The organism is Brevibacillus sp. MCWH, from assembly GCF_013096935.1.
GTDB classification, from domain to species: domain Bacteria; phylum Bacillota; class Bacilli; order Brevibacillales; family Brevibacillaceae; genus Brevibacillus; species Brevibacillus aydinogluensis.
This window is the reverse complement of the sequence record NZ_SDLF01000013.1, coordinates 13,802-38,478: the sequence shown is the minus strand read 5'-3', so window position 1 is coordinate 38,478 and position 24,677 is coordinate 13,802. Positions and strand designations below refer to the sequence as shown.

The 24,677-nt window shown below is 58.2% G+C and carries 24 protein-coding genes; 15 read left to right on the top strand and 9 right to left on the bottom strand.

Going from position 1 to position 24,677, the window contains the following annotated elements; all coding sequences use genetic code 11:
- Positions 1-39: 39 nt before the first annotated feature.
- The 3 genes from ETC00_RS20720 to ETC00_RS12865 all read left to right on the top strand — a co-directional run bounded on the left by ETC00_RS20720 (position 40) and on the right by ETC00_RS12865 (position 2,853).
- On the top strand, positions 40-390 hold the full coding sequence (locus tag ETC00_RS20720) for a hypothetical protein (RefSeq protein WP_171566490.1): 351 nt from the start codon (positions 40-42) through the stop codon (positions 388-390).
- 361 nt (positions 391-751) lie between these two features.
- Positions 752-2,257, top strand: coding sequence for a histidine ammonia-lyase (hutH, locus tag ETC00_RS12870; RefSeq protein ID WP_171566489.1), 1,506 nt, complete (start codon positions 752-754; stop codon positions 2,255-2,257).
- Positions 2,258-2,436: 179 nt separating this feature from the next.
- The gene (locus tag ETC00_RS12865) at positions 2,437-2,853 is read left to right on the top strand and encodes a thiol-disulfide oxidoreductase DCC family protein (RefSeq protein WP_171566488.1); all 417 of its coding nucleotides are present in this window, start codon (positions 2,437-2,439) and stop codon (positions 2,851-2,853) included.
- Positions 2,854-3,000: 147 nt separating this feature from the next.
- On the opposite strand, the gene ETC00_RS12860 is transcribed toward ETC00_RS12865, so the two are convergent.
- From ETC00_RS12860 to splB, 7 genes are all read right to left on the bottom strand, one after another.
- Positions 3,001-3,510, bottom strand: a complete 510-nt coding sequence (locus ETC00_RS12860; RefSeq protein ID WP_171566487.1) for an acyl-CoA thioesterase — start codon at positions 3,508-3,510, stop codon at positions 3,001-3,003.
- 163 nt (positions 3,511-3,673) lie between these two features.
- A complete protein-coding gene (locus tag ETC00_RS12855) occupies positions 3,674-3,994 on the bottom strand; it encodes a hypothetical protein (protein WP_171566486.1) in 321 nt (106 codons plus the stop codon).
- Between the two features lie 100 nt (positions 3,995-4,094).
- Positions 4,095-4,379, bottom strand: coding sequence for a 4a-hydroxytetrahydrobiopterin dehydratase (locus ETC00_RS12850; RefSeq protein ID WP_171566485.1), 285 nt, complete (start codon positions 4,377-4,379; stop codon positions 4,095-4,097).
- 74 nt (positions 4,380-4,453) lie between these two features.
- On the bottom strand, positions 4,454-5,203 hold the full coding sequence (locus ETC00_RS12845) for a class I SAM-dependent methyltransferase (protein WP_171566484.1): 750 nt from the start codon (positions 5,201-5,203) through the stop codon (positions 4,454-4,456).
- A 213-nt stretch (positions 5,204-5,416) separates the two neighbouring features.
- Positions 5,417-6,103 carry a deoxynucleoside kinase gene (locus ETC00_RS12840; protein WP_171566483.1) on the bottom strand — a complete coding sequence of 229 codons (687 nt, stop codon included), beginning with the start codon at positions 6,101-6,103 and terminating at the stop codon, positions 5,417-5,419.
- A 45-nt stretch (positions 6,104-6,148) separates the two neighbouring features.
- Complete coding sequence (locus tag ETC00_RS12835) at positions 6,149-6,784, bottom strand: deoxynucleoside kinase (protein ID WP_171566482.1); 636 nt, start codon at positions 6,782-6,784, stop codon at positions 6,149-6,151.
- A 174-nt stretch (positions 6,785-6,958) separates the two neighbouring features.
- Positions 6,959-8,032: a spore photoproduct lyase gene (splB, locus tag ETC00_RS12830; RefSeq protein WP_171566481.1), complete on the bottom strand. Its 1,074-nt coding sequence runs from the start codon at positions 8,030-8,032 to the stop codon at positions 6,959-6,961.
- Positions 8,033-8,249: 217 nt separating this feature from the next.
- On the opposite strand from splB, the gene ETC00_RS12825 reads away from it, so the two are divergent.
- Both ETC00_RS12825 and ETC00_RS12820 read left to right on the top strand, forming a co-directional pair.
- Positions 8,250-8,756 carry a sigma-70 family RNA polymerase sigma factor gene (locus ETC00_RS12825; protein ID WP_171566480.1) on the top strand — a complete coding sequence of 169 codons (507 nt, stop codon included), beginning with the start codon at positions 8,250-8,252 and terminating at the stop codon, positions 8,754-8,756.
- 5 nt (positions 8,757-8,761) lie between these two features.
- Positions 8,762-10,114: a DUF4179 domain-containing protein gene (locus ETC00_RS12820; RefSeq protein WP_349290978.1), complete on the top strand. Its 1,353-nt coding sequence runs from the start codon at positions 8,762-8,764 to the stop codon at positions 10,112-10,114.
- A gap of 357 nt (positions 10,115-10,471) precedes the next feature.
- On the opposite strand, the gene thiD is transcribed toward ETC00_RS12820, so the two are convergent.
- Positions 10,472-11,266: a bifunctional hydroxymethylpyrimidine kinase/phosphomethylpyrimidine kinase gene (gene thiD / locus ETC00_RS12815; RefSeq protein ID WP_171566478.1), complete on the bottom strand. Its 795-nt coding sequence runs from the start codon at positions 11,264-11,266 to the stop codon at positions 10,472-10,474.
- Between the two features lie 114 nt (positions 11,267-11,380).
- Here thiD and ETC00_RS12810 point away from each other — a divergent pair, with 114 nt between their 5' ends.
- From ETC00_RS12810 to ETC00_RS12790, 5 genes are all read left to right on the top strand, one after another.
- Positions 11,381-12,190 carry a sensor histidine kinase gene (locus ETC00_RS12810; RefSeq protein ID WP_171566477.1) on the top strand — a complete coding sequence of 270 codons (810 nt, stop codon included), beginning with the start codon at positions 11,381-11,383 and terminating at the stop codon, positions 12,188-12,190.
- Positions 12,187-12,834 (top strand): response regulator, encoded by a 648-nt coding sequence (locus ETC00_RS12805; protein ID WP_171566476.1) that lies wholly within the window; start codon positions 12,187-12,189, stop codon positions 12,832-12,834. The genes ETC00_RS12810 and ETC00_RS12805 overlap by 4 nt, the downstream gene beginning before the upstream one ends.
- Positions 12,835-13,409: 575 nt before the next feature.
- A complete protein-coding gene (locus ETC00_RS12800) occupies positions 13,410-14,789 on the top strand; it encodes a hypothetical protein (RefSeq protein ID WP_171566475.1) in 1,380 nt (459 codons plus the stop codon).
- Positions 14,790-15,065: 276 nt separating this feature from the next.
- Entirely contained in the window at positions 15,066-16,136 is a 1,071-nt protein-coding gene (locus tag ETC00_RS12795; RefSeq protein WP_171566474.1) for a flavin-containing monooxygenase, read from the top strand.
- Between the two features lie 12 nt (positions 16,137-16,148).
- Positions 16,149-17,132, top strand: coding sequence for a cation diffusion facilitator family transporter (locus ETC00_RS12790; protein WP_171566473.1), 984 nt, complete (start codon positions 16,149-16,151; stop codon positions 17,130-17,132).
- Positions 17,133-17,179: 47 nt separating this feature from the next.
- Here the strand turns inward: ETC00_RS12790 and acsA are convergent, their stop codons facing one another.
- A complete protein-coding gene (acsA, locus tag ETC00_RS12785; protein ID WP_171566472.1) occupies positions 17,180-18,895 on the bottom strand; it encodes an acetate--CoA ligase in 1,716 nt (571 codons plus the stop codon).
- Positions 18,896-19,064: 169 nt separating this feature from the next.
- Here acsA and ETC00_RS12780 point away from each other — a divergent pair, with 169 nt between their 5' ends.
- The 5 genes from ETC00_RS12780 (at position 19,065) to ETC00_RS12760 (ending at position 24,656) form a co-directional block, all read left to right on the top strand.
- Positions 19,065-20,027, top strand: a complete 963-nt coding sequence (locus tag ETC00_RS12780; RefSeq protein WP_171566471.1) for a metallophosphoesterase — start codon at positions 19,065-19,067, stop codon at positions 20,025-20,027.
- Positions 20,028-20,068: 41 nt separating this feature from the next.
- A complete protein-coding gene (locus tag ETC00_RS12775) occupies positions 20,069-21,070 on the top strand; it encodes a PucR family transcriptional regulator (RefSeq protein WP_171566470.1) in 1,002 nt (333 codons plus the stop codon).
- A 115-nt stretch (positions 21,071-21,185) separates the two neighbouring features.
- Complete coding sequence (locus tag ETC00_RS12770; RefSeq protein WP_171566469.1) at positions 21,186-22,301, top strand: ABC transporter ATP-binding protein; 1,116 nt, start codon at positions 21,186-21,188, stop codon at positions 22,299-22,301.
- A gap of 72 nt (positions 22,302-22,373) precedes the next feature.
- Entirely contained in the window at positions 22,374-23,150 is a 777-nt protein-coding gene (locus ETC00_RS12765; protein ID WP_171566468.1) for a Cof-type HAD-IIB family hydrolase, read from the top strand.
- Between the two features lie 114 nt (positions 23,151-23,264).
- Positions 23,265-24,656 (top strand): S8 family peptidase, encoded by a 1,392-nt coding sequence (locus ETC00_RS12760; RefSeq protein ID WP_171566467.1) that lies wholly within the window; start codon positions 23,265-23,267, stop codon positions 24,654-24,656.
- Positions 24,657-24,677 lie beyond the last annotated feature (21 nt).

Below are 24,677 nucleotides of genomic sequence, written 5' to 3'. Positions count from 1 at the left end.
TCATGCCTGCGCCATTCGGAACTGGGCGGGTGCGGCATATTGGGGCTGACGTTCGGCGGCCTGAAGGGCACGTTGGGCCGAACACACGGTGGTCTCCTCGGTATGTTGGGCGATGGCATATTCGGCGACGGCATGTTCGGCGACGGCATGTTCGGCGACGGCATGTTCGGCGACGGCATGTTCGGTGACGGCATGTTCGGCGACGGCATGTTCGGCGACGGCATGTTCGGCGACGGCATGTTTGGCGACGGCATGTTCGGTGACGGCATGTTCGGCGACGGCATATGTGGCAGCGGCTTTTCCTTCGGCTTCCGTTTGGGCATTGGCATCGCCGGAGGCATCGGCGGAATCTTGCGTCGTTTCTCCACAGTCACACATCCTTTCTGGTAAAATCGCACAGTACATGGTATGACATTCACCCTCTCCGAGAAACGACACCTGCCTACTTATACCGAATTAGCTGAGCCCGTTTTTTGCCTTTGCCGAGCAAACGCCGTGACGGGATTCCCCCTTGACTGCTTGTCTCGATCAGGTACAATTAAAAAAGATGAAATCATCTAAATATTCGAGAGGACAGAAAGTAGGGAAACGCATGCCAGGCGGGCGTCTCGCACGTTTTGCCAACTGCATAGATACCCTGAAAGAGGGGATAGGATCAAACATCCTATCCCCTCTTCCTTTTTGTTCTCTGCTTTGCTAACGCAGAAAAAACCATGTGCATGACACACTAATTGGTAAAAGGAGGACAAACATGAGCAATCAACAAACCGTCATTTTTCTGGATGGCAATCATTTGTCGATTGATCAGGTGACAGCCATTGCCCGCTGCGGGGCAAAAATCCAACTCACCCCCGAAGCGGCAGAACAGGTCCGCCGCTCCCGCTCCCTGGTGGACCGCATGGTGCGGGAACGTCGCGTGGTGTACGGCATTACCACCGGTTTTGGCAAATTTTCCGACGTCGTCATTCCCGACGCGGACATTCACCAACTGCAGGAAAACCTGATTGTCAGCCACGCCTGCGCCATGGGGGAGCCCTATCCGGCAGAGGTGGTCCGGGCGATCATGGCCCTGCGCATCAACGCGCTGGCCAAAGGGTATTCCGGCATAAGAGAAGAAACGCTGCAATTGTTGGTCGAGATGTGCAATCGTGGCGTCCACCCCATCATCCCCCAACAGGGATCACTCGGCGCCAGCGGGGACCTCGCCCCGCTCGCCCACATGGTGCTGGTGATGTTGGGCAAGGGAGAAGCGGAATATCAGGGCAAGCGCCTGTCCGGCGCAGAGGCACTGCAAGCCGCCGGCCTGGAGCCGATCCGCCTGGAGGCCAAGGAAGGATTGGCACTGATCAACGGCACGCAGGCGATGACAGCCTTGCTCGCCATCGCCCTGCATGACGCCCGCATCCTGATGGAGAGCGCCGAGGTGATCGCCGCGATGACCGTGGAGGCGCTGCGCGGCATCCCGAAAGCGTTTGATCCGCAGCTCCATCTCACCCGCCCGCATCCGGGGCAGCAGGAGTCAGCGCGCCGGCTGCTGGCTCACCTGCACGGCAGCGAACGAACAACCGCTCCGGGCGAACTGCGCGTCCAGGACGCGTACAGCCTTCGCTGCATTCCCCAGGTCCACGGAGCGACGCGCGACGCACTGGAATACGTCTGGACGGCCGTCACACGGGAATGCAACAGCGTTACCGACAATCCCATCCTCTTCTCCGACACCGGAGAGGTGATCTCGGGCGGCAACTTCCACGGTCAGCCCATGGCGCTGGCAGCCGATTTTCTCGCCATTGCGATCGCCGAGTTGGCCAACATTTCCGAACGGCGAACAGAACGGCTGGTCAATCCGCAGCTCAGCGGTCTGCCCGGTTTTTTGACGGAACACGGCGGACTGCACTCCGGGTTCATGATCACCCAATACGCTGCGGCGTCGATCGTCTCGGAGAACAAGGTCTTGTGCCATCCCGCTTCAGTCGACTCGATCCCCTCCTCAGCCAACCAGGAGGATCACGTCAGCATGGGCACGACAGCTGCGCGCAAACTGCGCACCGTTGTCGCCAATACGGCCAAGGTGCTGGCGATCGAATACCTGGCGGCTGCCCAGGCAATCGAGTTTGGCAGCGGCCGATTGGGAGAGGGCACACAGCGGGCCTATGAGCTCATCCGTCGCGAAATTCCGCGCCTGACGGAAGACCGGGAGATGCACGTCGACATGGCCAAAGCAGAAGAGCTGATCCGAAGCGGTGTGCTGGTCTGGTAAGGTTTTATGAAACCGCCTCCATCGTTTCCAGACAATGGAGAAGCAGCCGCAGATCTGGTATGCTGAAAGGGGGAGGAAACTGCGGCGGCTCGCAACCAGATGATGCCGTCTGCGGTTGGCCTGACACGTTCATGCCCCTCCTCTTTCGCACCGATTTTACGTGACAGGAGGCGCTTACGATGAACAAGCCGCCCCGCTCGGAAGTCATCCTGCTGTTTGACGGCGTCTGCAACCTCTGCCACGGCGCTGTCCGGTTTATCATCCCGCGCGATCCAGCCGGACAGATCCGCTTCGCTTCGCTTCAGTCGGAGACAGCCCGCCATCTGCTCGCCGGACACAGCTTTCTCGCAGACGAGCTGCGCACCGTCGTGCTGATCGATGGAGACCGGCTGTACACCCGCTCTGACGCAATCCTTCGCGTCGGCCGCAAGCTGAACGGGTGGTGGCCTCTGCTCTCCTCGCTGGGACTAATGATTCCCCGTCCTGTACGGGACTGTGTGTACAACTGGATTGCCCGCAACCGCTATCGCTGGTTTGGACGAAAGGAACAATGCCTGCTGCCCACACCGGAGATCCGAAAGCGTTTTGTGGAGTGAGAAGGTCATGAGACAGGCGAGGTCTTTCCCCGCCCCTCCGACGCGATCCTGTTGACACAAATGAGAACAGCATCCACAGATGACACAACAAAACCCCGCCGGATGTGATGAACATCCGCGGGGTTTTTTCTGCTGTGACAATGCGGGTCAAATGTTTTTCTTGATGTTTAACTGGCCGACGAACGCTTCCGTGCTGCGCTTTCGTTCCTTGCGCATCTGCTTCCGCTCTTCGGCGGTCTCAAACAGGTACTTTTCCTCTTCTGTTTCCGGAATGACCGGCGGAACCGGTGTCGGCTTGCCGTCTTCGTCGAGAGCGACGAAGGTCAGGAACGAGGTAGCAGTCAGGGCACGCTCCCCGGTCATCAAGTTCTCGGATATGATTTTCACAAACACTTCCATCGACGTCGTACCCGTCGAGGAGACGATCGCCTCCAGGCAGATGGATTGGCCCATCTTGACAGGGGTCAAAAAGTCGATGGAGTCGATGGATGCGGTGACGACCGGCCGACGGCAGTGGCGCATGGCGGCAATGGCTGCCACTTCGTCGATATAGGACATCATTTTCCCGCCAAACATCGTATTGTGATAGTTGGTATCGGACGGCAGTACCAGAGAAGCCTGGATGGTTCGGGACTCTTTTGTCGTCTTAGCTTTCATCGCTGTTGCTCCTTTGCCAATCAACTCTAGTTGACGTTCTCATCATACCACAATGCACACAGGTTTCAAGCGCGTGACCATCGTGATCATCCGCCATTTCCTGCCTCCTGTCGCATGCAGCCAAACTGGCCGTTTATTGCAAGTGTACAGAACAGCCGGTTTCTTATCGTTTCAGGACGATCTCAGCTTCCGTGCCGAAAATGGAAAGACGCCCGTCGACAAAAGCGGCCAAATCCTCTTCATCTGCTGGAATCTCCATGAGGATGTCCACGACCTGGTCGCCGTCAATCGCAAACGACATCTGCAAATCCTTTTCCCCAAACTCGTTGTCCGACAGCCGCACGTCACTCAACTCACCGCGAAACTGCGTCACTTCCTCGTCTTCGCCGTCACTGTCCCACTGGGTAAACTGAATCTCGGCCGCCTGCCCGCGAAAGTCCTTTTCCAGAACCGCAATCAACTGAGCGTGCTGGTGAATATCCATGTGACTCCCTCCGTTTCATTATGTGCACAACCCCATCTTACCAGACCCAGCCGCCAAACAAAAATGCCGCCCGGATGAACAGGGCGGCGCAACTGCCGTTCTAGCTAAACTTGCTGATCGTCTGGGCGAGGGCAAAATCCTTACCCGTCAGTCCTTTCGCGTCCCGGGTCGTCAGCGTAAACGTGACCGCCCCGCCGGAGATGAGGATTTCCACATGCTGGCTGTCGTGTTCCAACTGCTCCGCCACGCGGTTGACAAAGCTGACGGCGGAAGCAAAATCGGCACAGTGGTACGTGCGGGCCAACGCCATCCGGTCTTCCACCAGCCTCCAGCCGGGCACTTTGTTCATGTACACTTTCACCTGTTCCAGTGTCAGTCTGGTCATCAGCACGCCCCCTTCGTTCAGTGAACGGAATTATCACCATCTTATTCACTGACACGTCCGGTTAGTCACGCTGATCAGCTCGTCGCCTGACACTTATGGGCGTAGAAAATCATGCGCGGTGACGTTTCCGCTGCGTACGGCCGGAATTCGTAATCGCCGTAAATTTCGATCCGTTCAAAACCGGCCCGGCGCAGCATGGCCGTCATCTCTTCCACGGAGAACAGGCGCACCTGCTCCAGATAGATGCGGGGCTCGGACTGCTCCGCATCGTTGACGACGATCCGCTTTTTGACAAACCCGTCTTCGATCCAGCGCTCTTCCTCAATGAACAAACCGGTGACCTCTTTCGTCGAGCGCGGCACAAGATGAGCCTTGACGTAGGCTGGATTGAGGTAATCAATGACGACTTCACCGCCCGGTTTCAATGCGGCGGCCATGTTGTGGACCACCTGTTCGTTTTCCGCGTCGGAGGTAAAGTAACCGAAGCTGGTAAACAGGTTGACGACGATGTCAAACTCTTCCCGAAACGGGATGTGGCGCATGTCGTAGCGGTAAAAACGCAGGTTGGGAAATGAGTTCTGCTCCTCTGCCAACTGCAGCAGGACAGACGACAAATCCACCCCGACCACGTCGTATCCCCGGCGGGCCAACGCTCGCGAGTGACGTCCGCTCCCGCAGCAGAGGTCCAGCACCCTGCCCGTGCGCTTGATCGGCAGCCGCTCCAGCAGATTGGCGATCTCCTCGTCTGCCGAAGCATCGTCGCGGTGTTGATACACCAGCACGTAATCTTCACGAAAGCTGCGTTCAAACCAATCTTCTGCCATTTCTGAGCTCCTTTGATTTCCAAGATGCCACTATTATACCACAGCCGGATTGGTCCAAAGCCCATTCGCTCACCTCGAAGTGCAGCGCAATGCGGAGAACCTCGCCCTTCGCGACAGTACAGGTCCTACGGACTGACAATCGCGCCGATCCGCTGTAAAAAAATCCCCCTGGACGCGGCATGACACACGCCGTCAGGGGGATCACTTCGCGGCCTAGCGGCGGAACGACCGACCCAGGCGGATTTTTTCCGCCACCCGGGACAGGACCACTTCCACCGAGGACTGGTCGGCCACCACGTCGTACTCGTTGATGTTGATCCTCAGAACAGGACAGGCGGAAAACGAGCAAATCCAGGCTTCGTACCGTTCGTACAAATCCCGCCAGTACTCGATCGGGGTGCGCTGTTCCATCGGCCGCCCCCGCTCCTTTACCCGGCTGAGAATCTCCTCAAAACTGCCCTCCAGATAAATCAACAGGTCGGGATGAGGAAAGTACGGGGTCATCACCATCGCTTCAAAAAGCTGGGAGTAGGTCTGGTAATCTTCCTCGGTCATGTGCCCCTGTTCGTACAGCATGCGGGCAAAGATGCCCGTGTCCTCGTAAATCGAACGGTCCTGAACGAACCCCCCGCCGTATTCAAACATGCGCTTCTGTTCCTTGAAGCGCTCCGCCAGAAAGAAAATCTGGAGGTGAAAGCCCCAGCGCGAGAGGTCCTCGTAAAAGCGGCCCAGATATGGATTGTTGTCCACCTTTTCCACGGAGACGCGGAAGCCCAACAGCTCCGCCAGCGCGCGCGTAAACGTGGACTTGCCCACCCCGACCGTTCCGCCAATGGTAATCACCGCGTTACTCGGTATGCCGTATTTTTCGCGAAGATGGCTGTTCCTGAATCCTGACATGACGTAACTCCTTCTCCTGTAGTTGCGGTTGGTCTGCGGAATCGCTCACGATTCCTGCAGCGCCCTGATCTGCGGCCCGATCTGACCGAGCACGTAGGCAAGATCCTCCGGCCTGTGCACAAAATCCAGATCGTCGCAGTGAAACTTGATCACCGGCGTATCGGGATGACGCTGTTCAAACGCTTTCATAAATTCGTCGTAATCGGCGATCAGGTTTTTCATGTACCCCACATCCATGTTGCGCTCCACGTCCCGGTCGCGCATCTTGATCCGCTTCATGACGGTGTCGATCGAAGCGGTCAGGTAGACGACCAGGTTGGCTTGCGGCAGGCCTTCGGTGAGAATGTCGTAAATCTTTAAATACTTTGGCAAATTTTCGCCGTCAAGGGTCCTTTTGGCAAAGATCGTGTTCTTGAAAATGTTGTAATCGGACACGACGGACACGCCCTGCTGCAGGTACTGGGAGCGGATGTCCTGCAGCTGCTTGTAGCGGTTGCAAAGAAAAAACATCTCCAATTGGAAACTCCACTCCGCGATGTTTTCGTAAAATTTCCCCAGAAACGGATTCTCGTAGACGATCTCTTCCAACAGCCGCAACCCGAAAGCCTTGCTGATTTCCCGGGACAGCGATGTTTTGCCGATACCGATCGGCCCCTCGACGGTAAGCAAAATGGGTTTCATGACTATGTACAAATCCTTTCCCACGATATGAGAGCACTCCATATTGTAGCATGGACGGTCATGGTTTGTCGAAAAGATTCGATTCACTTGGGAAACATGGGCAGCATACTGCCTGAAGGCCGGCCGGGCGTGCTCCCAGGCCGGCCGTGCATGCTCGATCGATCTTCGGCGGCGTCAGGTAAAGTACTCGATTTTGGCCTGCGGAAACAGCCGGGCAATTTCCTGCTCCAGGTGGGTTTGCAGTTCCTTGGCCTGTTCGTCCGGATAGACGTATTTGCCTCTGCCGTACTTCCCCCACTTGTATTTGCGATCGGCTTCATTCATCTCCAGGCGGGTTTTGGGATATCGCTGCAAGATGAGCTTCTTGGCCACGCTGGTAAAGCGGTGCTGGATCAGCTCAAACGTCAGGTCCTCCAATGCCTCCGGTGCCAACTGCTGCCGCAGCCTCTCCAGCAGATCGGTGTAGCCCGCTTCCCATCCGTCAAAGCGGTACAGCGGCGCCAGAATGAAGCCGAGGGGGTAGCCGGCCCGGGCCACTTTTCCGGCCGCTTCCAGTCGCTGTTGAAAACTGGACGTGCCGGGTTCAAAGTTCTTGATCACGTAGTCCGCATTCATGCTGAAGCGAAAGCGGGTATGCTTGTTGTGTCGGGCGTCGAGCAGGGAGTCTACATGATGAAACTTGGTGACGAACCGCAGCCTCCCCAGCGGCTGATTGCCGAAAAACTCGATGGCCCGCTTCAGACTGCCGGTAATGTGCTCGATACCGACCGGATCTGACGTACAAGCGGCCTCAAACCGGGTAATCTGCGGAGCTCGCTCGCGGATGTACCGCTCGGCCTGGGCAAAGATTTCGTCCGTGTTGACGTAGACGCGGATGTACGGCTTGGTGCCGATGTTGGTGTTCAGGTAGCAGTAATGGCAGTGGCCAGCGCAGCCGGTGGCAAGCGGCAGGGCGTACTCGGCAGACGGCTTGGACTGCTCGAACTTCAGTGTCCTCCGCACGCCCACCACCAAGGTCCGCTTGGCATTGCGGTACTGTTGCACCTCTGTCTCTCCCGGAATGCCGCGCACCTGATTGTGACTGGTCGTCATCCGGATAGGCAGGCCTTGTTGTTGATACCGCCGGTACAGTTCCCGGCCCAGCGGATAGTCCAGCGCGGCCGGTTCAAAGAAGACGAAATCGGGCTCAAACAGGTTGGGATCGCTGCCGGCCGTTGCTTTCGCCTTGTCCAACGTCATCGTTTCCATGGCTGGTTCCCTCCTCATGCTAGTATCTCCTGCCCGCCAACATCTCCACCGCGGAGAAACCTGGCTGCCACTTACTGCACGTTTGTGTGAAGCGGCGCAGCCACTGCTCGGCCTTTTCCCGCCCCTCCGCAACGGTTCAATCTGGACAGCGGATCAACCACGCGCAGGCAAAACCGTTTGCCGCTCCCGGGCGTCTAATAAGACGGGAGGGGTTGACGTGAACCTGGAACAGCTTGTCGCGGCCGCGCAGCGCGGAGACGACGACGCGTTTTACCAATTGATTCGCGCACACAAGGAAAAACTGTACAGGGTGGCTTACGCCTTTTTCCGCAACGAGACGGACGCCCTGGAAGCGCTGCAGGAAGTGACCTGTCGAGCCTACCTGAAGCTCTCCAAATTGAAAACTCCCGCCTACGTCTCCACCTGGCTGACACGGATCATGATTCACACCTGCATTGACGAGCAAAAGCGAAAGCGGCGCTGGCAGTTGGAGCCGACCGAGCGGGAGGCCGCCCATGTGGAGGACACCGACAGCCGGCTGCAGATCGACGAGGCTCTGTCCCGCCTGGCTCCGGTCCAGCGCCAGGTGATCATATTGAAGTACTTTGAAGATTTGACCATCCGGGAAATTGCCTCCCTGCTCGGTCACCCGGAAGGCACAATCAAGACGTGGCTGCACAAAGCGCTCGGCGCCCTGCGCGAAGATCTGGGAAAAGGATGGTGATCACGGTGCGTGACTGGGAGCAAACGGAACAGCAGCTGTCCGAGATCAGGGAGCGGTACCAGCATGTGGCGGTCCCGGAACAGGCAGATCGTTACATCATGGCCGGCATGGCAGAAGCCCGGCGGCGGCAGATGCGCACGCAGCGGCTGCACCGGATTGGCTGGTCTGCGCTGACCGCCTGCGTGCTGATGCTGGGGCTGGTCTTCTCCATCCGCCTCTCCCCAGCCGTCGCCGCCTACGTCAGCCGCGTTCCCGGCTTGAAGCCGCTGGTGGAGCTGATCCAGTACGACAAGGGACTGCAGATGGCGGCCCAGCACGGTTTGACGCAGCAGGTTGGCCGGTCGGCCGTCCGCGGCAAGGTGAGCTTTACGGTGGATCAGGTGTTGATGGACCAAAAACGGATGCTGATTGTGTACACGATCAAGAATGCGGAGCCGGGACATGTGACGAAGCTGGAAAAATTGGAACTGTACGATCCGGAGGGAAACCAGTTGAAGGCAGGCTTTTCCTGGTCACACAAGCCTGCTGACAAGGAGGCGGTCGTGAGCCAAAACAAACTGGATGTCTACTGGCAAGATGACGTCCCGATCCCGGACCGCATCACCGCCAAGGTCACCCTGTCCGTAGACAATCAGGTATGGGAACCCTTGTCCGTGGACATCCCGATCGACAAGTCCACATATGCCGACCTGACAGAAAAAGTATATCCCGTCAACAAAACCGTGATCGTGGACGGTCAGGCCATCACGGTGGAGCGCGTCACCGTCTATCCGACGCAGACGGAGGTGGCCATCCGCTTCGACCCGAAAAACAGCAAGCGCATCTTCGGCTTTGACAACCTTCGTCTGGTCAATGAAAAAGGGGAGTCATTCGCCTTCTGGGGAAACGGCGTATCCAGCCATTCGGTCGATGAGGACAGCGTGGTCTACTACCTGGAGAGCAGCTACTTTACCCCGCCGGAAAAGCTGTATGTCACAGCCGACGGCATCCGGGCCCTGGACAAGGAGAACTTGCACGTGGTCATCGACGCGAAAACCGGCCGGCTGCTGCAGGCGCCGGACGACAGACTGCGGGTGGAAGCCCTGCGGCAGAACGAAGACGTGGTGGGGCTGGACCTCGCGCTGAGGGTGGAGGAGGGCGATCTTCACCAGCTTCACCCGTTAGTCCGGGATTTGTATGACGACCGGGGCAACGAGTACGAGCATGTTCAGGGGACTTCCTACGCGTACGGCGGCGTCCAGTATTTTGGCGAACTGTTCAAGCGGAAAACAGAAAAGGGTGTTCCATCAACGTATCGATTTACCCTGTCCGATTATCCCGCGAAACTGAATGGGGACTTTACCGTTGGCATCAAATGATCGGCTGCGGCCGGTGGAACGCACTACGGACTTTAAAAATGATTTTCAGGCCGAAAGGCCTGCCCATTCATCAACCGAAGCGGAAGACAATGGGCATCGCATGGCGGGATGGGCCAAGCGAGCTCCTTTGACGACCGACTCAGCGGAAAAACGAAGACGCGGGAATCAACAGGGGACACAAGTCTCACTTCCTCGAAATACCCAGATGTTTGTCCCCTGCCCGCGTCTCGTTTTGAAGCGGACATCATTCGCTTCTTTGCTGGGCGTCAAGCGAGCGAGCGGGCCCGCTCTCCCATACGCCGCGGACTTTGTCTGCAAACTGAGAGCTCGAGGAGACCTCGAGCTCTTGCCGTAGTTTTATTCAATGGCTGCCCAGTGATTGGTCGGGCCGTGCCCGCCGCCGATTTGCGGTGCGGTGGCGATCGCCTGGACGATGAACCGGTTGGCCCGCTCCACCGCTTCCACCAACGGTCTTCCCTTGGCCAGTTCCGCCGTCAGGGCGGCGGAAAAGGTGCAGCCGGTCCCATGGGTGTGACGGGTTTGAATGCGGCTGTGGGCGATTTCGTAAAACGCTTGTCCGTCGTACAGCATGTCGACGATCTCATCGCCGTCCAGGTGTCCGCCTTTCATCAGGACATGGCGTGCGCCCAAGGCGTGAATCGCCTTTGCCCCCTCCCGCATGTCGGCTGGTGTGCGGATCGTCATGCCGGTCAGGCACTCTGCTTCCGGCAGGTTGGGCGTCACCACTTCGGCCAGCGGGAGCAGGTGTGTTTTCAGCGCCTCAATCGCTTCGTCCAAAAGCAGCTTGGCGCCGCCCTTGGCGACCATCACCGGATCGACCACCAGCTTTTCCAGGCGAAACGCGCGCACTTCCTCCGCCACCGCCCGGATGATCGCGGCGTCAAACAGCATGCCCGTCTTGGCCGCGTCCGCGCCGATGTCGCGCAGGACTTCGCGGATCTGCTGCGTCACCGCTTCAGTCGGCAGCGGGTAGACCCCTGCCACTCCCAGCGTATTTTGCGCTGTCACCGCCGTAATGGCGCTGGTGCCGTAGACGCCGAGCTGATGAAACGTCTTCAGGTCCGCCTGGATGCCGGCGCCGCCTCCGCTGTCCGAACCCGCGATGGTCATCGCTTTTGCCACCGTGCTCATGTCTTCTCCTCCTGTCAGTCTGTCACTCTTACCCGAGTATACCATCCGCCCGGTTCCTTCGGTATACTAGATTACGAGATCTCAAGGATCAGGCAATTGGAAGGGAGAGGTGGCATGACGTACCGCAGCCTTTACTGGCTGACCGTTCTCTTGCCGCCATTCATCATCGGCGGCTTTGAATTTGTCCGGCACGATTTTCTGCTCGATTACCTCTCGATGGAAGCGGGCAATGTCTATATCACGATCCTGACCCTGTTGCTGTCGTTTTTGTTTGCCACCTGGATGTTCCGCAAGATTGAGCGGATGAATGCCAAACTGGTGGAAGAACAGGCGCGCCGCGCTGTGTACGAGGAGCGGGAACGGCTGGCGCGGGAACTGCACGACGGCATCGCCCAGTCACTCTTTTTCCTCAACGTCAAACTGAAACAGGGACAGCTCGAGGATGCGCGCGTCGCTGTTTCGGCCATTGACAATCACGTACGGCAGGCGATTTTCAACCTGCGCTCCCTGCCGGAAGAAGGCAGTAGCCTCACGCAACGTGTGGAAAAGTGGCTCTCCCAGTGGAGCGCGCTGTCGGGAGTGGATGTGACGCAGGAGGTGCAGCTTGTGGATGGCATTTTTTCACCAGCCGAAGAAGTACAGTTGTTCGGCGTCATCCAGGAGGCGTTTGCCAATATCCGCAAACACGCCAATGCCCGCCACACGTGGCTGAAGCTGGTCGGCACCGAACCTGGAAACTGGCAGCTTGTGATCGAGGATGACGGCATCGGAATCCCGTCGGTTGACGGCGAAGCGAAAAAATACGGCTTGGCGATGATGGCCGAGCGAGCCAGGCAGTTGGGCGCTGCCATCGTCATCCGCCAGCGCGCGGAAGGCGGCACGCACATACAGCTGACGGCCGGAAACGGAGGAATCGGGAGATGAGCGCATACCGCGTGTTGATAGCCGACGACCACCCCATGGCGCGGATGGCCATTCGCAGCCTGTTGGAACAAGATCCGTCCTTTGAGGTGGTTGGCGAGGCGACCAACGGAGAGGAAGCATACACCCTCTGCGGACAACTGCAGCCCGATCTGGTGCTGATGGACATCAACATGCCCGGGTGGAGCGGCCTCGAAGCCACACGGGTGGTGAAAAAAGCCTACCCGCACATCAAGGTGGTGATCCTCAGCGTATCCGACGATGTCGGCGACCTGATCACCGCCATCCAGTTCGGTGCCCAGGGGTATTTGCTGAAAAACCTGGAGCCGGACGACTGGATCACCTATCTGCATGCCCTCCTGGGCGAAGACAGCGACGTCTCCCGCGAAATGGCAACGCGGCTGTTTCACCACTTCCGCCAGGAGCAACGACTGGACGAACCGACGCCGGACGTGCTCACCCCGCGCGAACGGGAGATTGTCAAGTACGTCGGTGCAGGCAAAACCAACCGGGAGATCAGCGACGCACTGGTGATCGCGGAAAACACGGTGAAAAATCACATCAAAAACATCTTGGAAAAACTGCAGTTGGCCAATCGGGTACAGCTGGCCGCCTATGCAGTCCGCCACCATCTGCTGAAACAATGACGGGGACAGACAGCACAATCGCCTGTCCCCAGCGCTTTTCTAAGGGACAGCCCTTTTAGACTCCTCATCACACACGGAAATTGGCGGAATTTTACAGCAACACTTTTTTTTCCAACCATTCCGTTTTATAATAGCTGCAAGAGGTGATCGCGTGAGCACCAGGGAATGGCTCAAGTCATCTACGCTCGTCGCATGCGGGATAAGGATTGCCGCCGGATAGCGGGGGCCCCGCGTGCAGCTGAAGAATGACGCGGACGTCATCACATGATTTGGCGCTCGGTGGCGATCGCGTGCGACACCTCATTTTCTCAGGCGTGGAGCGCCGCCCGCAAAGTTGCTCCTGTTCGCTGCAGCCATTCCGGCATGATTCCCGAGCCAGCTCGTTTCTCCTCCGCTGCCCGGCTCCGGAATCGCTTCCTCTCCCTATCGCTGCATCCTATCCATCACTCATCCAAACCGAACCGTTTCGCCCACACCTGAATAGGAGGTGATCTCCCCGTTCTCGGTCCGTTTTCACATCGGTTGACGTTGCCGCTTGTCCGGAGAAAATCTCTTGATGATGGGAGGCGCTACGGATGAAACAACCTGATTTTTCCAACCTGCAGGCGTGTATTGAAGAGGCAAAAACGGCCGCATTGGATACAAACCCGGGACCGGCCGACCCGACGGATTACCGGCAACTGTTGATTCGCCTGGAGGCCGCACGGGACAAACTGCCGCCGCTCTATCGGGAGAAAGTGTTTCAGCCAATCGCGCGCACACTGGACGAGCTCTCCGAGTCCGGATTTGCCGAGCTGCTCAAACGTGACCCAAACCGGGAACGGGAAGCCGGTCTGCTCATGGACATCGTCCAGGCAATCCTGCAAAACGGGGAAGGATACGAACAAACCGCAACAGATGCCTTCCAGGAAGTAGTCAGCGACTTGTACGACGGTTTTCTCAGTGCGGGTGACCGGGCCGGAATCAAACCGCCGGACCGCAGCGTAATCGCTCCGCTGGTCAAATGGGGACGGCCCCAATACGGACCGTACACGTGGCCAATTGACGCCGCAGCCCATTTTGGACTGGAGACAGGCATTGTAAACCTTCCCCCTTCCCATGCCAAGCAGGGACTGCTCGCCTGGTCCGCGCTCGCCCACGAAACGGCCGGACACGACATACTGCACGCCGATACGGGGTTGCTGCAGGAGCTGTCACAGGTCGTCCGCCAGGAGCTGCTCGGGCAAAAGTTCAGCCGCAGCTTGGCCGAGTACTGGGCGCTCCGCATCGATGAAACCGCCTCCGACGTGTTGGGCGTGCTCAACATGGGGCCAGCCGCGGGCATTGGCTTGATCGGTTACTTCCGCGCCTTGAACGGCGCTTGGGGAGGCACACCGAAGCTGCGCAATACGGGTCCCGACTACGATCCTCACCCCGCCGACATCCTGCGCGGATACTTGGCCGCCGAGACGGTCCGGCTGCTCCGTTTTGACGGTGCGTCGATCTGGGCAGATGCCCTCATGGCGGAAACGGACAAAGATCTCGGCACGATCGTATTGGGCCGTACAACCATCGACGCTGATACGGCAAAGCGTTCCGCCGCCGCAGTAGCTTCCGTCATCGCGGAGTCGCCGTTGAAGAGCCTGGAAGACCACGCACTTGCCCAGATCCAGAACTGGCACGACCGCGACGAGCAGATTGCTGCCAGCATTCGCTCCCATCTCACCTCCTCCGGCGATCTGAACGAATGCTACATGTCGGGATTGTACGCCGCCCACGTGGTGGCAGCTGCTGTCACCGGTGCTTTGGAACAGGGCGCCAATATCCAGGAGATTTTCCAACGCATGATCACCGTGCTGAAAGGCATGCACGATGCCAATCCAGCATGGGGACCGCTGTATGTCAGACATCCGGGCGATCTCCAGCCCCATCGGGTCTACACCCGACCTGCCGCCCAATCGGTTGCCGCCGGCTGATCTGAGATACAAGTCGGCTGATCCGAGATACAACAGGACGTCTAGGAGACATTTTGTTCTGACTATTTAGAATTAACAGCCTCTTTCGAGAAGCATGGCTCCGCCGAAACGCGGAAACATGCTTCTTTGCTTGCCGATGTTGCGGCATGGCTCTGTGTGCAGCCGCCCGGAAGTGGCAGAAGATGCAGTCAAATTACATAAATATATGATTGAATGTTCATATGTTAATGTGTTATCATTTTCTTGCCATCACTTGTGGAAAAGGGGAAACATTGCATGAACGCGTATGATGTGCTGGTAATTGGTGCCGGTCAAGCGGGGTTGGCCATGGGCTACCACCTGCGGCAAGCGCGGCTCCGTTTCCTGATCGTCGACCAGTGCGAGCGGGTGGGCGATCGCTGGAGGCAGCGGTACGACACGCTGGTGCTGTTCACCCCGCGCTCTTTAAGCGACCTGCCCGGCCTGCCCTTCCCCGGCGATCGTGACGGACTGCCTGGGAAAAACGACGTGGCCGACTATCTGGAACGGTATGCCGCCCACTTCTCCCTGCCAATCCGGACAAAAACGCCCGTCTCGTCGGTTGAGAAGTACGGCGATGGATTTCTCGTCACCAGCGGACAGGAGCAGTGGTTCGCCCGGCAGGTCGTGATCGCTACGGGACCGTTTCAGTCGCCGTGGATCCCTGAGATCCATCGCGATGCTGCCCCTGATGTCGTCCAATTACATACGGATGCGTACAAAAACGAACACCAGCTCCGCCCCGGCCCAGTCCTGGTGGTCGGAGACGGCAATTCAGGGGTCCAGATCGCCGTGGAACTTGCCGCTTCCAGACCGGTTGTTCTCTCCATCGGGCGACAGCGTTCGTTTCTTCCCCAGCGCCTTTTGGGAAAACCTATCTTTTGGTACTTCAAGCTGTCCGGACTACTCTCCATTCCCGTCACCACCCTGCCGGGCCAATGGCTGAGCAGGCAGCCCGATCCGATCATTGGCTGCAAGCGCCAGTTTCAATATCTAAAGCAGCAGGGACGGCTGCGCGTAACGGGGCGGACCATCCGCCTGTCAGGCAATACCGCAACCTTTTCAGACGGCAGTCAGGCGGAAGCTGTTAATATCATTTGGGCAACCGGGTTTCGCTGCACGTATGACTGGCTTCATGTCCCGGGCGTATTGGACGCAAACGGCCGTCCGATTCACCGGCGAGGCGTCACGCCAACCGCCGGCCTCTACTTTCTCGGCCTGCCATGGCAATATCGCCGTTCTTCCGCTCTCTTGGGCGGGGTTGGCGAGGATGCGCGTTACCTGCTCAAGCACATCCTGCACACATCGGGCCGACATCCTGTGACGTAAGGGGGAATCCGCATGGGTCTGCATCACCATCACGGCCATGCCCACGACCACGGACACGGTCATCATCACCATCACGGCAAAGGGGCCAGCAAGCGCGCCCTGCTGATCGCGTTTTTGATTATCACCGCCTTTCTCGTCGTGGAAATCGTCGGCGGCATCCTGACCAACAGTCTAGCACTCTTGTCTGATGCCGGCCACATGGTCAGCGACGCCTCTGCCCTGCTCTTGAGTCTGATCGCGCTGCATGTGGCGGCCCGTCCTCCTTCCACCCAGAAAACGTTTGGGCTGCGCCGCCTGGAAATTCTGGCTGCCTTGACCAACGGTGTCACACTGGCCGTGATCTCGCTGGCAATCCTCTGGGAGGCGTACGAGCGGCTGCGTACCCCTCCCGAAGTGGCGAGCAGCACCATGATCCTGATCGCCTCGCTGGGGCTTGTCGCCAATATCGCTGCCGCGTACGTGCTGATGCGCGGCGACTATCGGGAAAACGTAAACGTGCGCAGTGCCTTACTGCACGTGCTGGGCGACCTGCTAGGCTCCGTCGGGGCCATCATCGGCGGTCTCCTGATGCTCTGGTTCGGCTGGTACATCGCCGACCCGCTGATCAGCATCGTCGTCGCCGTCCTGATCCTGTTCAGTTCGTGGCGCGTGACCAAGGAATCGGTCAACATCCTGATGGAAGGATCGCCGGCCCACATTGACGTGACCCGCGTCAGCGAACGCCTGCTGCAGCTCGACGGGGTAAAGGGTGTGCACGACCTGCACGTCTGGACCGTCACGTCAGGATTTGATTCGCTCACCTGCCATCTCACCGTGGAGGATGACCGGCCCAGTTATCCGATCCTAAACGAAGCGATCCGGTTGTTGCACGATGAGTTTGGCATCTCCCATGTGACCATTCAGATTGAAGACGATACAGTGCGGCATGCCGAACTGGCCTGCGAACACAGGGAACCGGCGAAGTGCAGCCATGAGCACGACCATCCCCATTCGTAAAACAAAAATCTCCTGCGCTTTTTAACGCAGGAGATTTTTTGCCAGGATCAGTCTTCCATCGTGGACAGGTCGCCGGTCGGCAGGCCCAGTTCCCACGCTTTGAGCACGCGGCGCATGATCTTGCCGGAACGCGTCTTCGGCAGCTTGTCGCGGAATTCGATTTCGCGCGGCGCGGCATGGGCGGCGAAGCCTTCCTTGACGAATTTGCGGATGTCTTCCATCAACTCTTCGCTTGGTTCGTAGCCCGCACGCAGGGAGATAAACGCCTTGATGATTTCCCCACGCACCGGATCCGGTTTTCCGATGACGCCCGCTTCTGCCACTGCCGGATGTTCCATCAGCTTGCTTTCCACTTCAAACGGACCGACGCGCTCGCCGGAGGTGTTGATCACGTCGTCAATGCGGCCCTGGAACCAGAAGTAGCCGTCTTCGTCCTTGTAGGCCGAATCGCCGGACACGTACCAGCCCGGGAAGCGGAAGTACTCCTCGTACTTCGCCGGATTTCGCCAGATTTTGCGCATCATGGACGGCCAGCCGGTACGAATCGCCAGATTGCCCATCCGGTTGGGCGGCAGTTCATTCCCCTGATCGTCCAGGATGGCTGCGTAGATGCCGGGGAACGGTTTGCCCATCGAGCCGGGCTTGATCGCCATGCACTTGTAGTTGCAGATGAGCTGTCCCCCTGTCTCCGTCATCCACCAGGTATCGTGAATGCGCTGGTTGAAGGCCCGCATGCCCCAATAAACCACTTCCGGGTTGAGCGGTTCACCGACGCTGAGGACGTGGCGCAGTGATGACAGGTCGTAGCGCTTCACGATTTCGTCGCCGGCCCCCATCAGCATGCGGAAAGAAGTCGGGGCACTGTACCAAACAGTCACCTTGTACTTTTGAATTGTGTCGTACCACTCCTCCGGCTTGAACCGTCCGCCGCGCACCACGTTGGTGGCGCCGTTCAGCCAGGGGGCAAAAATCCCGTAGGACGTACCGGTTACCCAGCCCGGGTCAGCGGTGCACCAGTAGATGTCGTCCTCCTGGAGATCGAGGACCCATTTGCCGGTCTGGTAGTGCTGAATCATCGCGTTGTGTACGTGCAGCACCCCTTTCGGCTTGCCGGTGGAGCCGGAGGTGTAGTGCAGGAGCATGCCGTCTTCGCGATCCACCCATTCGATCTCCAGTTCGGAGGATGCGGATGCCATCGCTTCTTCATAGCTGATTTGACCTTTCTCCAATTCGTTTGTAGCCCCGACCAGGATGATGTGCTTCAGCGCAGGCAGATCCTTAACCGGAATGCGCGGCAGCAGCGCAGGCGTGGTGACAATGGCCACCGCTTCGCTGTCCTCCAGCCGGTCGCGGACAGCGGCTTCCATGAACGCCTCAAACAGCGGTCCCACGATCGCTCCGATTTTCAATGCCCCTAAAACGCTTACATACAGCTCCGGCGAACGAGGCATGAACACGAAAACGCGATCTCCTTTGACGATGCCCAGGCTGCGCAGCACATTGCCGAATTTGTTGGATAATTCGCTCAACTGTGCAAACGTGTAGCGCTCATCCCTGGTCGCGTCGCTGTACAGCAGGGCGATCTTGTCTCTTCGTTCCGTCTGCAGGTGGCGGTCAATCGCCTCATACGCGATGTTGACTTTTCCTGTTTCATACCAGGAAAACTGCTTTTCCACGTCGGCCCAGTTAAAATTGGCGTAAGCCTCGTCGTAGTTCTTCAGGTTGTACTGTCCTTCCGCGGGCGGAATCAGGTCGACTTTCATACTCTCTCACTCTCCTTGTGTGACTGAAGGATCACTGCTTCATTCAGCTTTTTCATAATATTTCTGCACTTCTTGACAAATTCCTCCTCCCAGAAACCTACTTATCAGAAAACGCCAGAAATCTTGTATAATGATCAGGTAGTTTGCTAGAAAGCGGAGGTGACAGCAGATGTTTTGGTTATTGATTGTGTCGCTTTTTGCCGTTTTACTTGCGCGCGCCTACCGCAATACGTTTGATCTGAACATCCGCCGCGTCAACGTGGCCGTCCAGCCGTCGGAGTGCCGCGGCGAGTCCGGCAGCTTTAAGCCGCTCACCGTGCTGCATCTGTCCGACCTTCATATGGAGAATATTTCCATCCCCGCAGAGCGGATCGTCCGGGACTTTTCCGGACAGCACATTGATTTGATTGCGATTACCGGCGACCTGTTGGACCGCCATAAAAATATTCCCAAAGCTGTAGCCTACGTGGAAACCGTGATGAAATTGAACCCGCGTCTTGGCACCTTTGTCGTCTTCGGCAATCACGACTATGTGCTGGCGCCCCCGAAGCTTGGGCAGCTGAAAGCAGAGCTGGAGCGGATCGGCTGTCGGGTGCTGGTGAACCAGCACGTGACACTCATCCACGACGGAATGCCGCTGCACGTGATCGGCGTGGACAACTACTCCACCGGCCACAGTGATCTGGCTGCATCATTTCGGCATGTGCCGACAGATGGCGTGCGCCTCGTACTGACGCACGATCCCAACCTCGTCCTGGAGATGCGGGACTATTCGTATGATTATCTGCTGTCCGGCCACTTTCACGGCGGACAGATCCACTGGCCAAAGCCGTTTCATCTCGTCACGATGGGCCAACTGCCCAAGCTGAACATGGTAAAAGGACTGCATCACTACGACGGACGCCCCTTTTACATCAGCGAGGGATTGGGGCAGACGGGGCTGAACATTCGCCTCCGCTCCCGTCCGGAGATCACGCTGCACACGCTGGTTCCTGCCGGCGCGCCGTCTGAGCTTCCGACTGCGGAGACGGCTGCTGCCGCTCAAATGAAAGGCTCCGCTGCAAAACCACACGCCGCAACCAAACCGGGCAAGGTTGCGACTGAAGCCGGCCGCACACTGGCCCTGGAGTAATGTATAATGATGGCATCTCGCAGTGAAACGGGGTGCCGAAGATGGACGCATGGAAACGGGATGTGGAACGAATTCGGCAGGCGACAGGCCTGCCGATCGCGTATCTGAACGTGGCACAGGAAGAGATCGAGGCCGTCCGTGCCGCACAGGAGCAGTCCGGCTGGGAAATCGTCCAAAGCGGGTCTTTCGCCGGCCGGGCGTTGATGGTAGCCATACGGCCGGCACAGTGGCCCGATGCCGCACGTTCGCTGCTGACGCTGCTGTTGACCAAGCCGGAACAGGCCGGCCCCGCCCAGGAACAGGTCACCGCCTGGTTGACGGAAGTGGCGGCGGGCCTGCCCGCTTCTCCGCCCGACGGACTGGAACAGCACTGGGCGTGGCGGGAGAAGCGGGTCTGCTTCCTATTGGAATCCACCCGAAGCGAGGGACTGTTTGAACTGGCCATACTGCAGCCGCTCCTGCACGATTTTTTCAAAGGGGCCCTCGTCTCGCTGTTTCCGCTGCCTCCTTCACACCTGCTCCTGGCCGTTCCCGTCTCCGCCCTGGATGGCGGCGATGCGGAAAACTGGCTGGAGTGGGCCTATGGCCTGCACGACCTCATCTCCACCGAGTTGATGGAAAACGTGCGCGTCATTCTCGGACCGGCCGTGGAGACACCTGTCCTCCTGGACCAGGCGCTAACCGACTGCCTCCGCCTCTCCCGCGCCCTGCAAAAATACCGGCCGAAAGTCATGGTAGCGGACAGACGGCAGTACCCGCTGGAACAGTGGGCCGCTTCCCTGCCTTCCGACATCGCCTCTCTGCTGGGCGATACACTCTTGCATATAAAGCCGGCACCGAAGCTGAGCCGCGAACAGATCCAGACCCTGGAGACCTTGTTTGCCCGGCAGCTGAATGTGAGCGAAGCCGCCCGGCAGTTGTATCTGCACCGCAATACCCTGATCTACCGGCTGGACAAGCTGACGGAAGAGACCGGTCTGGACCCCCGGCAGTTTCCCGATGCCGTGCTTCTGCAGTTGTTTCTCCTGTTTCGGCAAAATTGACCAAACAATTCGTACAATTTGACCGTAGCGCTGCCCATCCCCTGCTGGTAACATATGGGCTACAGCGAAGAGGAACGACAGCATTGCAACTTTCGGGAAGACGGAGGTGCCGGAGTTGGCAAAAGTGACGCTCCATCACGTGTACAAACGGTACAGCAATAATGTTACCGCGGTACACGATTTTCATCTGGAGATCAAAGACCGTGAGTTTCTCGTACTGGTCGGTCCGTCCGGATGCGGGAAATCGACCACGCTGCGCATGATCGCAGGATTGGAGGAAATCTCCGAAGGCGACTTGTACATCGGGGACCGGCGGGTCAATGACGTGGCCCCCAAGGACCGCGACATCGCCATGGTGTTTCAAAGCTACGCCCTCTACCCGCACATGAACGTCTACGAAAACATGGCGTTTGGCCTCAAGCTGCGCAAGTTTTCCAAAGCGGAGATTGACAAACGCATCCAGGAAGCAGCGCGCATTCTCGACATTGCCCATCTGCTCGACCGCAAACCAAAGGCGCTCTCCGGCGGCCAGCGGCAGCGCGTCGCTCTGGGACGAGCCATCGTCCGCGAACCGCAGGTATTCCTCATGGACGAACCGCTGTCCAACCTGGATGCCAAGCTGCGCGTCCAGATGCGCACGGAAATCCTGAAATTGCACCAGCGGCTCAACACCACCGTGATTTACGTGACCCACGACCAGACCGAAGCGATGACCATGGGCGACCGCATCGTCGTAATGAAAGACGGCGTCATCCAGCAGGTGGCCACCCCGACCGACATTTACAACCACCCGGTCAACCAGTTCGTGGCCAGCTTTATCGGGTCCCCGGCGATGAACTTCATCAAGGGGCGCATCGTCGAAACGGACGGAAAGCTGTTCTTTGAAGCTGCCAACCTGCGGATTCGCTTTCCGGAAGACAAGGCGAAGGTGCTGCGGGAGAAAGGATATGCCGACAAGCAGGTCACGTTTGGCATTCGCCCGGAAGACATTTACAGCGACAACCAGTTTATCGAAGCCAATCCGTTTGACAGCAACGTCACGGCAGAGGTGGACGTCGTCGAGAACATGGGCTCCGAACTGTACGTCTACTTTTCCAATGTCGGCGGCACACAGCTTGTAGCTCGCGTCGACGCCCGCGAAGGCATCAAGCCGCGGATGTCCGTCAAATTGGGCATGGATTTGTCCAAGTGCCATGTGTTTGACAGCGAGACGGAAACGGCTGTATTCTAAATGAAAAAAAGAGAAAAAAAGGGATGTCTTTGCAGGCACTCCCTTTTCCTGTTTTGTAGAGAGGAGAGAAACATGTCATACAAAATCGTGTTTTTTGACATCGACGGGACGCTCTTGAATACGGATCACACCATCCCCGAGGAGACGCGGAGGGCTGTCAGGCAGCTGCAGGAAAACGGCGTTTTGGTCGCGATTGCCACAGGCCGCGCGCCGTTCCACCTGCTGCCGGTTGCACAGGAACTGGGGATCGATACCTATGTCGGGTTCAACGGCTCGTACGTGGTTGTAGAAGGCCGGCTGATCCGCGAGACGCCGCTGTCCAGGAAAACGCTGGCCGACCTGGAAGCGACAGCCCACGCCAACGGCCACCCGATGGTATTCCTCAGTGCCGATACCTGTTATGCCAACACCGCCGACCATCCGCACGTAATCGAGTCGTTTCACTCCCTGCGCCTGGCGCCGCCCGTATGTCGGCAGCGCTACTGGGAAGAGGCTTCGATCTACCAGGCGTTCCTCTACTGCGGCGAACAGGAGGAACACAATTACTTCACCCGCTTTCGTGACGACGTGTCGTTCGTCCGCTGGCACCGCGTCGTCCTGGACGTGCTTCCTCCTAACGGCTCCAAAGCGCGCGGCATTGAAGCGGTGCTGCGTCATTACGGACTCAAGCCGGAAGATGCGGTGGCGTTCGGCGACGGCCTGAACGACAGGGAAATGCTAGCCTACGTCGGCATGGGTGTGGCGATGGGCAACGCCCACGAGCAGGTGAAGCCGCTGGCAAACATGGTGACCCGCCACGTCAACGATGCGGGCATCCACTACGGACTGCGGCAGCTCGGCCTGATTTAACCGATACCCTCCTCGTTACATCCACCATCCAGGGAAGCATGTCAGCTTTTTCCGTCATAATCACTCCCTCCGTGCGCACGCTATGTCTATACAGCATGGAGGGAGTGAGTTTTTTTGCGAGTCTTACCCCCGATTATCGCAGCGATTGCTCTGGTCGGGCTGGCCGTGATCCCGCTTCGCTGGCATCAGCAGCAGGAAATGCGCGAACCTCACCCCCAGGTAACTTCGCTATCGGCACATATTCCGCGGATCAACTACATTGAACAGGTTAAAGACACGCGGCGCGGGTTGGAAAAAAGCGCCCATATCAAAACCCTGCACCACAATACGCGCGACCGCAGCCACTATGTAGAGCATGAGGTCGTCGTCCGCTTTTCTCCCCGCCCTGACCAAGCGGCCCTCCAAAAGCTGCTGGATTCGGTCGACGGCAGGATCAAGCGGGATTTTGGGCAGGCGATGATTATCAAGTCGCGCAGTTTGACCACCCAACAGCTGATGAAAAAGCTGGCCGAGCATCCCGATTCCGTCTACGCGGAACCCAACTACCTGCTGCTGCCCAACCGTCGGCCCAACGACCCCTATTACCGTGAGTATCAATGGAACCTCCCCCTGATCGGCATGGAACAAAGCTGGGACATCAGCCAGGGCTCCAACGACGTCGTGGTGGCGGTCATCGACACGGGCATTGATTTGCGCCATCCGGAATTTGCCGGAAAACTGGTGCAAGGCTACAACGTGCTGGAAGACAACAACGTCCCCCAGGACGACAACGGTCACGGCACCCACGTCGCCGGAGTGATTGCCGCCAAAACCAACAACGCCGACGGTATCGCCGGCATGACCTGGAACAGCAAGCTGATGCCGATCAAGGCGATCGGTGCGGACGGGGCCGGATCCGCATTTGACATCGCCCAAGCGATCTATTGGGCGACCGACCACGGCGCCGACGTGATCAATCTGAGCGTGGGCAACTACACCTCCTCGGCCGCCTTGAAAGAAGCGTGCCGTTACGCTTATGACCACAACGTGGTGCTCGTAGCCGCATCCGGCAACGACGCGACCAACCAGCCCAGCTATCCGGCTGCCTACGAGGAAGTCTTATCCGTGGCGGCTGTCGACCATAACAAACAGCGGGCCGATTTTTCCAACTACGGGGACCATGTGGATGTGGCCGCACCCGGCGTCGACATTCCCAGCACTTACATTCACAACGACTACGCCGCCTTGTCCGGCACTTCCATGGCGTGTCCGCACGTAGCGGCGCTGGCTTCGCTCATCCGCTCCGTCAGTCCTCACCTGACAAACAAAGAGGTCATGCAGATTATTCGCGAGACCGCGGTCGATTTGGGCCCTCCCGGCAAGGACAAGCTGTACGGGTTTGGCATGATCGACGTGAATGCAGCGCTCAGGCAGGTGCAGCCGGCAACCACACGCCAGGTGCAAGAGCCGGATACCTTCGGCGAACTGCTGAACAAGTTTTTGCTCCGTCTTCGCTTTGGACTGTAAGAACGAGTGATTCCAACGAGT